The 12,822-nt window shown below is 39.2% G+C and carries 11 protein-coding genes and 4 tRNA genes; 6 read left to right on the top strand and 9 right to left on the bottom strand.

Features of this window, described 5'->3' with window-relative positions; genetic code table 11:
• Positions 1-95 precede the first annotated feature (95 nt).
• Together metG and ndk are read left to right on the top strand one after the other, a co-directional pair.
• Entirely contained in the window at positions 96-2,153 is a 2,058-nt protein-coding gene (gene metG, locus GM698_RS08245) for a methionine--tRNA ligase (RefSeq protein ID WP_209289249.1), read from the top strand.
• Positions 2,154-2,163: 10 nt separating this feature from the next.
• Complete coding sequence (ndk, locus tag GM698_RS08240; protein ID WP_176808809.1) at positions 2,164-2,580, top strand: nucleoside-diphosphate kinase; 417 nt, start codon at positions 2,164-2,166, stop codon at positions 2,578-2,580.
• A gap of 54 nt (positions 2,581-2,634) precedes the next feature.
• On the opposite strand, the gene greA is transcribed toward ndk, so the two are convergent.
• Both greA and GM698_RS08230 read right to left on the bottom strand, forming a co-directional pair.
• Positions 2,635-3,111, bottom strand: a complete 477-nt coding sequence (greA, locus tag GM698_RS08235) for a transcription elongation factor GreA (protein WP_159630762.1) — start codon at positions 3,109-3,111, stop codon at positions 2,635-2,637.
• Between the two features lie 233 nt (positions 3,112-3,344).
• Positions 3,345-3,614: a GNAT family N-acetyltransferase gene (locus GM698_RS08230; protein WP_176808810.1), complete on the bottom strand. Its 270-nt coding sequence runs from the start codon at positions 3,612-3,614 to the stop codon at positions 3,345-3,347.
• Positions 3,615-3,786: 172 nt separating this feature from the next.
• Between GM698_RS08230 and purH the strand changes: the two genes are divergently transcribed.
• Complete coding sequence (purH, locus tag GM698_RS08225; RefSeq protein ID WP_209289248.1) at positions 3,787-5,376, top strand: bifunctional phosphoribosylaminoimidazolecarboxamide formyltransferase/IMP cyclohydrolase; 1,590 nt, start codon at positions 3,787-3,789, stop codon at positions 5,374-5,376.
• Positions 5,377-5,494: 118 nt separating this feature from the next.
• Here the strand turns inward: purH and dapA are convergent, their stop codons facing one another.
• Both dapA and GM698_RS08215 read right to left on the bottom strand, forming a co-directional pair.
• On the bottom strand, positions 5,495-6,388 hold the full coding sequence (gene dapA, locus GM698_RS08220; RefSeq protein ID WP_371739889.1) for a 4-hydroxy-tetrahydrodipicolinate synthase: 894 nt from the start codon (positions 6,386-6,388) through the stop codon (positions 5,495-5,497).
• 88 nt (positions 6,389-6,476) lie between these two features.
• A complete protein-coding gene (locus GM698_RS08215) occupies positions 6,477-7,421 on the bottom strand; it encodes a Kdo(2)-lipid IV(A) acyltransferase (RefSeq protein WP_209289247.1) in 945 nt (314 codons plus the stop codon).
• 175 nt (positions 7,422-7,596) lie between these two features.
• Between GM698_RS08215 and hpf the strand changes: the two genes are divergently transcribed.
• Positions 7,597-7,881, top strand: a complete 285-nt coding sequence (gene hpf / locus GM698_RS08210) for a ribosome hibernation-promoting factor, HPF/YfiA family (protein WP_176808814.1) — start codon at positions 7,597-7,599, stop codon at positions 7,879-7,881.
• Positions 7,882-7,977: 96 nt separating this feature from the next.
• Here hpf and thiI read toward each other — a convergent pair whose 3' ends face one another.
• Complete coding sequence (thiI, locus tag GM698_RS08205) at positions 7,978-9,429, bottom strand: tRNA uracil 4-sulfurtransferase ThiI (protein WP_176808815.1); 1,452 nt, start codon at positions 9,427-9,429, stop codon at positions 7,978-7,980.
• A gap of 128 nt (positions 9,430-9,557) precedes the next feature.
• Positions 9,558-10,418: a bifunctional methylenetetrahydrofolate dehydrogenase/methenyltetrahydrofolate cyclohydrolase FolD gene (folD, locus tag GM698_RS08200; RefSeq protein ID WP_176810241.1), complete on the bottom strand. Its 861-nt coding sequence runs from the start codon at positions 10,416-10,418 to the stop codon at positions 9,558-9,560.
• Positions 10,419-10,589: 171 nt separating this feature from the next.
• On the opposite strand from folD, the gene GM698_RS08195 reads away from it, so the two are divergent.
• Together GM698_RS08195 and GM698_RS08190 are read left to right on the top strand one after the other, a co-directional pair.
• Positions 10,590-10,666 (top strand) — tRNA-Pro (locus tag GM698_RS08195).
• 15 nt (positions 10,667-10,681) lie between these two features.
• Positions 10,682-10,758 (top strand) — tRNA-Arg (locus GM698_RS08190).
• A 240-nt stretch (positions 10,759-10,998) separates the two neighbouring features.
• Here the strand turns inward: GM698_RS08190 and GM698_RS08185 are convergent.
• The 3 genes from GM698_RS08185 to lpdA form a co-directional block, all read right to left on the bottom strand.
• A tRNA-Cys gene (locus tag GM698_RS08185) sits at positions 10,999-11,072 on the bottom strand.
• A gap of 15 nt (positions 11,073-11,087) precedes the next feature.
• Positions 11,088-11,163: transfer RNA gene (locus GM698_RS08180), tRNA-Gly, on the bottom strand.
• Between the two features lie 190 nt (positions 11,164-11,353).
• Positions 11,354-12,778 carry a dihydrolipoyl dehydrogenase gene (gene lpdA, locus GM698_RS08175; protein WP_176808817.1) on the bottom strand — a complete coding sequence of 475 codons (1,425 nt, stop codon included), beginning with the start codon at positions 12,776-12,778 and terminating at the stop codon, positions 11,354-11,356.
• Positions 12,779-12,822 lie beyond the last annotated feature (44 nt).

The following is a 12,822-nucleotide window of genomic DNA, read 5'->3' as shown; positions in this document are numbered from 1 at the left end:
TTATAAAGCCCTAATAAATTCACGCCAACTGGAAAAACACGCTATTTTCAGCTAGAATAATGCCCAATTTTTCCCTCATTTTAACGAGAAATAGAATGTCTAACCAAAAACGAAAAATGCTTGTTACTTGTGCGTTGCCTTATGCAAACGGTGCAATTCATTTAGGTCATATGCTTGAGCATATTCAAGCGGATATTTGGGTGCGTTTTCAACGTATGCGTGGCAATGAAGTCCACTTTGTCTGTGCAGATGACGCACACGGCACGCCCATTATGCTCAACGCCGATAAATTAGGCATTACGCCTGAACAATTAATTACAAAAGCGAAAGCTGATCACGAAGCCGATTTCGCTGGTTTTAATATTAGTTTTGATAACTACCACTCTACCCATAGCGAAGAAAACCGCCAAATTACCACTGAAATCTATAAAACCTTAAAAGCAAATGGTTTTATTAAAAGCAAAGTGATTTCACAGCTATTCGACCCTGAAAAAAATATGTTCTTGCCAGATCGTTTCGTCAAAGGCACTTGCCCAAAATGTAAAGCGGAAGATCAGTATGGCGACAACTGTGAAGTGTGTGCTTCAACTTATAGCCCGATGGATTTGATTAATCCACGTTCAGCCGTTTCTGGAGCAACGCCTGTTGTAAAAGAGTCTGAACATTTTTTCTTTGACCTACCCAGTTTTGAAGGTATGTTAAAAGCGTGGACTCGTTCTGGCTCGCTTCAGTCAGAAATTGCCAATAAAATGCAAGAATGGTTTGAAAGCGGGTTACAACAATGGGATATCAGCCGTGATGCTCCGTACTTTGGTTTTGAAATTCCAGATGCGGAAAACAAGTTCTTCTACGTTTGGTTAGACGCACCTATCGGTTATATGGCGTCATTTAAAAACCTGTGCGATCGTAAAGGCATTGATTTTGATGCCTTCTGGAAAAAAGATTCTACTGCTGAGCTTTATCATTTCATTGGTAAAGATATTGTTTACTTCCACAGCTTATTTTGGCCTGCTATGCTTGAAGGAAGTGGCTATCGCAAACCAACAAACGTGTTCGCACACGGCTATGTAACCGTAGATGGGGCAAAAATGTCAAAATCTCGTGGCACATTTATTCAAGCTAGCACTTATTTAAAACATATCGACCCTGAATGTTTACGCTATTACTACGCTGCTAAGTTAAACGATCGCATTGAAGATTTAGACTTCAATCTTGAAGATTTTGTACAACGTGTAAATAGCGATATTGTTAATAAATTAGTAAACCTTGCCTCTCGTAATGCAGGATTTATTACTAAACGTTTTGATGGCAAATTGGCTGAAAAATTAGAAGACGAAACCTTATTCAATGAATTTACCGCTCAAGCGGAAACCATTGCAAATTTCTATGAAAATCGTGAATTTAACAAAGCGGTTCGTACCATTATGGAATTAACCGACAAAGCCAATAAATACATTGATGATAAAGCACCTTGGGTACTGGCTAAAGAAGAGGGCAAAGAGGCAGAGTTACAAGCAGTTTGCTCAATGGGCATTGAGCTATTCCGTGTATTAATCAGCTATTTAAAACCTGTATTACCAAAACTAGCCGAACGTGCCGAGGCTTTCTTACTAGTCAAATTAGGTTGGGACAATATCGCAACACCATTATTAGACCATACCGTTGCACCATTTAAATCGTTGTTTTCACGCCTTGAGAAAAAACAAATTGATGCCGTTATTGATGAAACAAAAGCATTATTTGCCGAAAACCAAGCAGCAGAGAACAAAAAAGGAAAACAAGCGGTGGAAAATCAAGAAAATTCTGCAATTGAGCAAATTGCCCCTGAAATCACGATTGATGATTTTGCGAAGCTCGACTTGCGTGTTGCAAAAGTCATACGTTGTGAGGCGGTGCCAGAATCCAATAAATTATTGAAATTTCAATTAGATTTAGGCGATCACCAACGCCAAGTATTCTCAGGCATTAAAGCTGCTTATAATAATCCAGAAGAATTAAATGGTCGCTTTGTGATTATGGTGGCAAATCTGGCTCCACGTAAAATGAAATTCGGTGTATCTGAAGGAATGATTTTATCCGCAGGTACAGGTGGTGCAGATTTATTCTTACTGTCTGGTGATGAAGGTATTCGCCCAGGTATGCAAGTGAAATAAGGGAATATGTATGATTCAACAAACACTTTCTATCATTAAGCCTGATGCAACACGCCGTAATTTAATTGGCAACATTCTCTCACATTTAGAATCAAATGGGTTGACGATAAAAGCAATTAAACGCCTACACCTTACTCGTGAACAAGCAGAAGGTTTTTATGCTGAACATAAAGGCAAAGATTTTTTTGAGCCTTTAGTAACATTTATGACCTCAGCACCTATTGTTGTATCTGTATTAGAAGGTGAAAATGCCGTACAACATTACCGTGATTTGATGGGAGCCACGGATCCTGCAAAACGTGAAAAAGGCACAATCCGTGATAAATTTGCATTAAGCTACCGTGAAAACTCTGTTCACGGCTCAGACTCGGAAGCATCCGCAAAACGTGAAATTGCCTATTTCTTCGTACCGAGTGAAATCGTTTAAAAGCAAAAAGCCATTTGAGCAACAGACTCAAATGGCTTTTAACTTTGGGGAAAATTAGATATATTCCACACCCACAATATCAAATTCAACTTGACCACCAGGCGTGCTAATACTTACAGAATCATCTACTTCTTTACCAATTAAACCACGTGCAATTGGCGAATTCACTGAAATTAACCCCTCTTTAATATTAGCTTCATCATCGCCTACAATACGATAAGTCACTTCTTCATCAGTATCCGCATTCACTAATTGAACTGTTGTGCCGAAAACCACTTTCCCATTATTGGTCATTTTCGTTACATCAATGATTTGAGCATTACCTAATTTACCTTCAATTTCTTGAATACGCCCTTCACAAAACCCTTGTTGCTCACGAGCGGCGTGATATTCTGCATTCTCTTTTAAATCGCCGTGTTCACGAGCTTCAGCAATGGCATCAATAATTTGCGGACGGCGTACGTTTTTTAGAAAATCCAACTCTTCACGCAGTTGCTCTGCACCACGTACAGTCATAGGAATTTGTTTCATTCAGTCTGTTTCCTTACTAAAAATAATCGGTTTACGAATAAAATTGAAAGGGCTATTATTCATTTTCTCAGCGAAAATTTCAACTGTCCTTTTACTATAAATTTTTCATATTCGATCGCTAAAAACCTAAACAATCATTAGATTATCATCCAACATCAAAATGATATTTTTATGCGACTTCACGAAACCAAAATGCTCTTATATTTAAACAGTTAAGACGATAAAGGCTCATTTCAAACAATTAATTCTCGATGGCTCCGCTGCATTTTCACGTCAATATAACTACAACTTGGCTTGATTTTTAACTGGTTTTCTTGGGCAAACGCAATTAACGCATTATATAACTCGCCTGCTATTCCCTTGCCTTGAAAAGCTTCATCAACTTTGGTGGTGTAAGCATCAATCACATTTTCTTTTATGTAGCGATAACGCAGACTGCCCACTTTTACGCCATTTTCTGCAACATATTCAAATTCAACATTATCTAGATTGTGTTTAATCATAATTCCTCCGTTTTTTTGTGCATTCTACGCTGTTTGGGGCTGACTGCAAGCGGTTATTTTTGCAAAAAACTTTGCAAATTCGCCCGCTTGCAGATGAAAAAGGCAAACGTTTGCTTTATAATGAAGCCCATTTTATTTCAACTTTTAACTTCATTTTTAAGGAATTTAAAAAATGGCGATTCAGCAGGCGTTATTAAGTGTGTCTGATAAAAAAGGCATTGTCGAATTTGCTCGAGGGCTATCTGCTCGCGGTGTAAAATTACTTTCAACAGGGGGAACAGCAAAATTATTAGCTGATGCGGGTTTGCCTGTAACGGAAGTCTCAGACTACACAGGTTTTCCTGAAATGATGGACGGCCGAGTAAAAACGCTTCACCCTAAAATTCATGGCGGAATTTTAGGCCGCCGTGGCACAGATGATGAGGTGATGAATCAGCACAGCATTGAGCGTATTGATATGGTGGTGGTGAATCTCTATCCTTTTGCCCAAACCGTGGCTAACCCAAATTGTCGCCTTGAAGATGCAGTAGAAAATATTGATATTGGTGGGCCAACAATGGTGCGTTCTGCTGCGAAAAATCATCAAGATGTAGCAATTATTGTCAATAATAACGATTTTGATGCCATTCTTGACGAGATGGATCAACATCAAAACTGCTTAACCCTTGAAACTCGCTTCAACCTTGCCATTAAAGCGTTTGAGCACACTGCACAGTACGATTCGATGATTGCGAACTACTTCGGTCAAAAAGTACCGCCTTATCAAGGTGCTGAGGAAGAAGACTTAACTCAACCAAGCGGTCAATTCCCTCGTACGTTAAACTTGAATTTCGTGCGTAAACAAACAATGCGTTATGGCGAAAACTCACATCAAAATGCGGCTTTCTACGTGGAAAATGAGCTAACAGAAGCTTCTGTTTCAACAGCCAAACAATTACAAGGCAAGTCACTTTCTTATAATAACATTGCTGATACTGATGCTGCACTGGAGTGTGTGAAGGAATTCGCAGAGCCTGCTTGTGTGATCGTAAAACACACCAACCCTTGTGGCGTGGCGTTAGGCAAAGATATTTTAGAAGCCTACAACCGTGCTTACCAAACCGACCCAACCTCTGCGTTCGGTGGCATTATTGCGTTTAATCGTGAATTAGATGGTGAAACGGCACAAGCTATCGCAGATCGTCAATTTGTTGAAGTAATTATTGCACCAACCATTTCCGCAAAAGCCAAAGCCGTATTAGCGAGCAAGAAAAATGTACGATTGCTTGAATGTGGCGAGTTTTCAACTGCGTCAAAACGCTTAGATTTCAAACGAGTAAACGGTGGATTGCTAGTGCAAGATGCCGATCAAGGCTCTGTTTCTTTAGATGATTTACAAGTGGTCTCTGAACGCAAACCAACCGAAGCGGAATTGAACGATTTGCTATTCTGCTGGAAAGTAGCGAAATATGTGAAATCAAATGCCATTGTGTATGCGAAAGACGGTCAAACTATTGGTATTGGTGCAGGGCAAATGAGCCGTGTTTATTCAGCAAAAATTGCAGGCATTAAAGCAGAAGATGAAGGGTTACAAGTTGCAGGCTGTGTAATGGCATCTGATGCCTTCTTCCCATTCCGTGATGGTATTGATGCAGCGGCAAAAGTCGGTATCACTTGTGTAATCCACCCAGGTGGTTCTATGCGTGATCAGGAAGTGATTGATGCGGCTAACGAACACAATATGGCAATGGTGCTTACAGGTATGCGTCATTTCCGTCATTAAGCCAAACAACCCAATTCAGGGCGAATATTATATTCGCCCTTTATTTTTTAAATGTTGATAAAATATTGATATGAAAAGGGGCGAAAATCTTTCGCCCCTACACTCTTGCAAAAAATAATTAAATTAAGACCGCTTGTTGCAATGCTTTCAATACCGCAGGCTGTGCCGATTCAGATAACGTAGTTAAAGGTAAACGTAAATTTGGCTCGCTAATTAATCCTAATTTATAAGCAGCCCATTTCACGGGGATCGGGTTTGATTCTACAAATAGATCTTTGTGTAATGCCATTAAACGGTTGTTAATTTCTTCTGCTTCATCAAATTTACCTGATAAGGCTAACTCACACATTTTTGCCATATCTGCAGCAGCAACATTATTTGTTACTGAAATAACGCCTTGACCGCCTTGTTTCATTGACTCAAACCCAGTTGCATCGTCACCACTTAAGAAGATGAAATCATCTCCTGCTAATTGCTTAATTAGCGGTAATCGACTTAAATCACCTGTGGCTTCTTTTACCGCAACAATATTTTCAATTTTTGCTAAGCGACCAATTGTTTCAGGTTTTAAATCACTGCCTGTACGCCCTGGTACATTGTAGAGAATTTGTGGCAGTTCAGTACTTTCTGCAATCGCTTTATAGTGTAAATACATACCTTCTTGAGTTGGCTTATTATAATAAGGTACAACACTTAAACAACCTGATACGCCACTATTTGCTAATAATTTAGTCATAGTAATTGCTTCACTGGTTGCATTTGAGCCTGTTCCTGCAATAACAGGAATACGCCCGTCAGCAAACTCAACCGTTTTCTGAATGACTTTCACATTTTCATCAATGCTTAACGTTGTTGATTCACCTGTTGTCCCGACAGAGACAATACCGTGAGAACCTGCTTGAACGTGGTAGTCTACTAATTTTTTTAGATCTTGATAATCCACTTCACCGTGCGTCATTGGAGTTACTAAAGCCACGATACTACCGTGAAATAAAGGGTTTGCCATAATCATCTCCTGTTTTTTATTATGTTTAATATTCTTTGCTAGATTGCAAAATTCAGTTTAAATATGCAAGCACTTTTTTATAATTATTTGAAATTTAATCATAAAGGCTCTTATCCTCTTCATTTGGTCGGGTTTTAAAACGTCGATGTAGCCACATATATTGCGTGGGTACATTCATAATCTCCCGCTCAACAACCTTATTCATCAATATGGCTGTCTCTACTTCATCTTGACATTCACTAAAATCAACTGGAGGACTAATTTTAATCGTGTAGCCTGAATAATCCGCATTGCGAATCGGACTAAATGGAATAACCACAGTATTAGGTGCAGAGCGAAGTAACATATAGCTACCTGCTGTAGTACAAGCTTCATCTACTGCAAAAAAAGGCACAAAAACGCTGTTTCTTCTACCATAATCGTGATCTGGAGCGTACCAAATCATTCCGCCGTTTTTTAATACTCGAATCATACCTCGAACATCTTTGCGATCGAGCATCCCTTTATTAGAGCGAATTCTACCTCGAAATTGTATCCAATCTAACAGGGGATTATCATTTGGCCGATAAATGCCAATACCTTGATGATGTAAGCCAACAATTCTTGCACCAAGTTCTAAAGTTAAAAAATGTACACCTACTAGCAATATGCCTTGGTTATTTCTTGTACTCTGCTTTAAATATTCTTCCCCTTCAATTTTAGACCATTTCAGAATACGCTCATCAGACCAGAACCACGCCATACCTGTTTCAATAATCGCCATACCTACCGATTTCATATTTTCTTGAACTAACGCTGTAATTTGCTCAGCTGAATAATGTGGAAAACAGAGTTCCAAATTGCGGCGGGCAATTTGCATACGGCGTTTTCCAAAATCTAACTGAGTAAACAAATTCCCAAGGCCCAAGCCAATTTTGACTAAAATCGGGTAGGGTAAACAGAGAATTAATTTGAAAATCCCTAATCCCAGCCATAATCCCCAATATTTAGGATGTAAAAACGCTTTTTGAAACGGAGGTAATTTTTTTTTATCGTTCATTATCAAATCTCTGCTGTCTATTTAGCGATATTATAGCCAAAAACAGTTAAAAGTGTTAAGTAGATCAAATTTTTGAAAACTTATTCTATTTTTAACTTGAATTTTTAGGGTGAACCGCATATTTTGATTACAGATATCAATGGCAACAGCCTTAACTAAACAAGAGGAAAATGTTATGTCACTCAATATTTCAAGCAAACAAATGGACATTACCCCTGCAATCCGTACTCATATTGAGGAGCGTTTAGCTAAGTTAGAAAAATATCATACCCAGTTAATAAATCCGCATTTTATGCTGATTAAACAACCAAATACCTTCCAAGTAGAAGCAACCATAGGCACACCTTTAGGTGATTTGGTTGCAAAAGCTGAGCAGGAAGATTTATATAATGCGATTTTCGATGTAAAGAAAAAATTAGAAGGGCAATTAATTAAATTAAAAGAGAAAAATGAGCATTAATGCTGCTCCCTTTTAAATAAAATTCAGGGCTAAATGAAAACTCATTTAGCCCTTTCTTACAAGCGGTTAAATTTGCTTAAAAGTTTGCAAATATGCCTATTTCGCTTGAAATACTTTCACATTACGATAACCACTCTCTTTTAAATAAAGCGCTTGCAACTTACTCATCACTCCACGCTGGCAATACAGCAAGTAAGTTTTATCTTGATCTAACTCACTAAACAGACTAGAAAGTTTATAAAATGGTAATGCTTTTACCTCAACCCCCGGTAATCGGAAAGGGTTTTCATCTACTTCCTCCGGGCTGCGAATATCTAAAATAATATCGTTTTCTGATAATTCACTTGTTGTTTCAACCGAAACAACTTCTTTTTCTGCTTGCTGAGCGATTTCACGAATATCCAAATAGTCAGCATTTTTAATCGCTTGATCTAGCACATCAAAATTAAAGCGCCCCTCTTCTTCCACAATTTTACTCTCAATCGCTTTTACGGTTGGATTTTTAGAAATCACGCCGCAAAATTCTGGCATAGATTTAGCAATATCATCCGTGCCAATCTCTTTTGCTATCGCAATAATTTTTTCTTTATCGTGAGTAATTAGCGGGCGTAAAACGAGAGTGTCAGAAGCCTTATCAATCAAACGCAAATTGGTTAAGGTTTGGCTTGAAACTTGTCCTAACGCCTCACCTGTTACGATTGCTTGAATGCCAAAACGCTCGGCAATTTTGCTTGCTGCACGCACCATCATACGTTTTAATACCACCCCCATTTGTCCGTTATCGACCTTTTCTAAAATCTCGCCAACTACATTTTCAAAATTGATCGCCACAAAACGGACTTTATGCGAAGTGCTATAACGGCTCCAAATATGATATGCCATCTGCTTAACGCCAAGTTCGTGAGCTGCTCCACCTAAATTGAAAAAGCAATAATGTACACGAGAGCCACGGCGAATCAGCATATAGCTTGACACACCAGAATCAAAACCACCCGATATAAGAGACAGAACATCTTCTTGCGTGCCAATAGGATAGCCACCCAATCCCTCATAACGTGCTTTAATCAACAACATTTTGTCTTGTTCAATATCAATTCTAACCGTCACATCAGGATTTTTTAATTTCACTCTAGCACTTTCAATCCGTTGGTTTAGCCCTCCACCCACATAACGTTCAACATCCAGTGAGCTGAAATCGTGCTTGCCTTTACGGCGAACCCGCACACTAAAAGATTTATCTTCAAGTTCATCTTTTACCGCAGCATAGGTTTGCTCAAAAATATCGTGCATATCAGTAAATGGCGTTTCTTCAACCTCCAAAATATGATGAATACCAGGGGTACGCTTGAGCAAATCCAGCACTAATGCCCCCTCTTCCTCGACTTTTGCTCGCACTTTAATAAAATCACAATGACGAACAACAGATATATTTTTGGTTTCTTTTAACAAGACATTGCGGATATTTGAGGTTAAAATTTTGATAAATCGTCTACGCACTGAGTCGCTTTTAATCATAATTTCAGGGAAAAATTTAATAATAAATTTCATATAAAAATCTGTTCGCTATAATTCGCTATAAAAAGGTGGGCTATTTTAGTCTTTTCTGGCTCAAAATCCTAGAAAAGAAAATCCCCAATCTAAGAAATAGACTGGGGATTTGCAAAAAATCTGACTTTTTAGACCGCTTGTAAATGATTTTCGTAAGCCTGCAAGGTATTTTGCATTAACATTGCTACAGTCATTGGTCCAACGCCACCTGGTACAGGCGTAATAAATGACGCTTTTTTTGAGGCAACAGAATATTCCACATCACCTTTTAGCTTGCCCCCTTCACTACGATTAATCCCAACATCAATCACTATCGCACCTTCTTTAATCCAATCTCCAGGGATAAACTCAGGCTTTCCAACTGCCACCACTAGAATATCCGCTTGATGTATATGGCTTTTTAAGTCTTTTGTAAAACGATGGGTTACAGTAACGGTACAGCCTGCAAGTAGCAATTCTAATGCCATTGGCCGCCCCACAATATTAGAAGCCCCCACAATCACAGCGTGCTGACCATATAAATCCACACCCGTTGCTTCAAGTAATTTCATTACACCATAAGGAGTACAAGAACGCAAAAGTGGAATACGTTGAGCTAAACGCCCTACATTATAAGGGTGAAATCCATCCACATCTTTATGCGGTGCAATTGCTTCTATCACTTTAGTTGAATCAATTTGTTTTGGTAAAGGTAATTGCACTAAAATACCATCAATACTATCATCTTGATTAAGCTTATCAATGAGCGAAAGCAGCTCCGCTTCGGTTGTTTCTACAGGCAAATCATAAGATTTAGATTCAATGCCAATTTCTGCACAACTTTTACGTTTACTTCCAACATAAACTTGAGAAGCAGGATCAGCCCCAACTAAAATAACCGCAAGCCCAGGCTTACGCTTGCCTTGTTCAATATATTGAGTAATTTTCTCACTAATATCTTTTTTTATTTTTGAGGCAATCTCACTCCCCGATATAATCTGTGCAGCCATTTTTCTCTCCCGAAACATTAATTAGCGAAAACGTTTGCTATTTTCTCAAAAAAATCCTATTTTGATAAGTTAATTTTACTAACAGCGGATAAACTTCAATCATTTAATCACACTTTAACAAAAAAAGATTGACTGTTGAGTAAAGAAATTTATAATCACTACATCATTTTTCGGCGAGTAGCGCAGCTTGGTAGCGCAACTGGTTTGGGACCAGTGGGTCGTAGGTTCAAATCCTATCTCGCCGACCACTTCTTTTTCTCATTGCGCCCTTAGCTCAGCTGGATAGAGCAACGCCCTTCTAAGGCGTGGGTCAAAGGTTCGAATCCTTTAGGGCGTGCCATTTAATCCTTTTAAAATCAATCAGTTGTCTTTTTATAACTCATTTTAGAGAGCTTTTCCTGAATTATGAAATGCCTTAATTACTTTAGCCATATTAAAGCACCTCCAAAACACCCACTAAAAAAATTGGATAGATTCGGATTTTGCCCAAATTATTCGGAGTTAAATTTTACACAAAAGTACTGAAATGCTAGATTTTTGGGGTTTATCAGGGTTACTTATAGTTTATTAGATAATAAGATGGAGGCGTGTCCCGGAGTCGAACCGAGCTACATGGATTTGCAATCCAGTGCATAACCGCTTTGCTAACACGCCGTAAGATTTGAAAATTGGAGCGGGAAACGAGGCTCGAACTCGCGACCCCGACCTTGGCAAGGTCGTGCTCTACCAACTGAGCTATTCCCGCATTTGAATATTCTGTGAAAGAACGAGTTGCATTTTACGGATTTATCGTTTTATGTCAATGACAAATTTGACACACACTTATCAAGTGCTGAAAAAAAACTCACCACACACCATTTTAGATCTAAAAACAAACAAGCGGTTGATTTTTGCAAAAAATTGACAAAAAACAACCGCTTGCTAGAGCTTATCAATTAGCGTTTTTTCGCTTTCGCATTTGGTAAGTCTGTAATAGAGCCTTCAAATACTTCTGCCGCTAAACCTACCGATTCGTGTAAAGTTGGATGTGCGTGAATGGTTAATGCAATATCTTCTGCATCACAACCCATTTCAATTGCAAGACCGATTTCGCCTAATAATTCGCCACCGTTGCTACCTACAATCGCACCGCCTAATAGGCGATGAGTGTCTTTGTCAAAAATCAGCTTCGTCATCCCTTCTGAACATTCAGAGGCAATTGCTCGACCTGAAGCTGCCCAAGGGAATTTCGCGACTTCGTAATTTAAGCCTTCTTGCTTGCACTCTTTTTCGGTTTTACCTACCCAAGCGACTTCTGGCTCAGTGTAAGCAATAGATGGAATTACTTTCGGATCGAAGTAGTGTTTTTGTCCTGCAATGACTTCTGCCGCAACGTGACCTTCGTGAACCCCTTTGTGTGCTAACATTGGCTGACCCACGATGTCGCCGATTGCAAAGATGTGTGGCACGTTAGTGCGAAGTTGTTTATCGACAGGAATGAAGCCACGCTCATCAACGTGAACGCCTGCTTTACCTGCATCAATTAATTTGCCGTTTGGTACACGACCAATTGCTACTAATACGGCATCATAACGTTTGGTGTCGTTGCACGCTTTGCCTTCCATTGAAACATAAATACCGTCATCTTTTGCTTCAACTGCGGTCACTTTAGTTTCAAGCATTAACTTGAATTTTTTCTCGATTTGCTTGGTGTAAATTGCCACAATATCTTTGTCTGCCGCTGGAATCACTTGGTCGAACATTTCCACCACTTCCACTTCCGAACCTAACGCATTGTAAACCGTTCCCATTTCTAAACCGATAATACCACCACCCATAATTAACAGTTTCTTAGGCACTTCTTTTAATTTAAGTGCATCTGTTGAATCCCAAACACGTGGATCTTCGTGTGGAATGAATGGTAATTGAATTGGGCGAGAACCCGCTGCAATAATTGCATTATCAAAGGTTACCGTGGTTGGGTTGCCGTCACGATCACGAGCAACTAAGGTGTTTGGTCCAGTAAATGCAGCTAAACCTTCTACCACCGTTACTTTACGTGCTTTCGCCATACCGGCTAAACCGCCCGTTAATTTTGAAACTACGCTCTCTTTACCTGCACGAACTTGGTCTAAATCAATAGTGGGTTCGCCGAAAGTGACACCGTTATGTACTGCGTGTTTTGCTTCTTCAATCACTTTTGCGACGTGTAATAACGCTTTAGATGGAATACAACCTACGTTTAAACATACGCCACCTAAGGTTGAATAGCGTTCAACAATAACGGTTTCTAAACCTAAGTCGGCACAGCGAAATGCAGCTGAATAACCTGCTGGGCCTGCACCAAGTACCACGACTTGCGTTTTAATTTCTTTGCTCATATTTGCCTCATTTGTGATACAAGCGGTCGATTTTGCAAAATTTT

This window comes from Mannheimia sp. ZY171111 (genome assembly GCF_017750945.1).
GTDB lineage: Bacteria > Pseudomonadota > Gammaproteobacteria > Enterobacterales > Pasteurellaceae > Mannheimia > Mannheimia pernigra.
Note: the sequence above shows the minus strand (reverse complement) of the source record. Positions and strands in the feature narration are given on the sequence as shown.

Coding starts and splice junctions, on each gene's coding strand:
- thiI (WP_176808815.1), bottom strand. CDS start 9,429: ATGAAATTTATTATTAAATTTTTCCCTGAAATTATGATTAAAAGCGAC.
- purH (WP_209289248.1), top strand. CDS start 3,787: ATGGCGATTCAGCAGGCGTTATTAAGTGTGTCTGATAAAAAAGGCATT.
- metG (WP_209289249.1), top strand. CDS start 96: ATGTCTAACCAAAAACGAAAAATGCTTGTTACTTGTGCGTTGCCTTAT.
- lpdA (WP_176808817.1), bottom strand. CDS start 12,778: ATGAGCAAAGAAATTAAAACGCAAGTCGTGGTACTTGGTGCAGGCCCA.
- greA (WP_159630762.1), bottom strand. CDS start 3,111: ATGAAACAAATTCCTATGACTGTACGTGGTGCAGAGCAACTGCGTGAA.
- dapA (WP_371739889.1), bottom strand. CDS start 6,388: ATGATTATGGCAAACCCTTTATTTCACGGTAGTATCGTGGCTTTAGTA.
- folD (WP_176810241.1), bottom strand. CDS start 10,418: ATGGCTGCACAGATTATATCGGGGAGTGAGATTGCCTCAAAAATAAAA.
- hpf (WP_176808814.1), top strand. CDS start 7,597: ATGTCACTCAATATTTCAAGCAAACAAATGGACATTACCCCTGCAATC.
- GM698_RS08230 (WP_176808810.1), bottom strand. CDS start 3,614: ATGATTAAACACAATCTAGATAATGTTGAATTTGAATATGTTGCAGAA.
- GM698_RS08215 (WP_209289247.1), bottom strand. CDS start 7,421: ATGAACGATAAAAAAAAATTACCTCCGTTTCAAAAAGCGTTTTTACAT.
- ndk (WP_176808809.1), top strand. CDS start 2,164: ATGATTCAACAAACACTTTCTATCATTAAGCCTGATGCAACACGCCGT.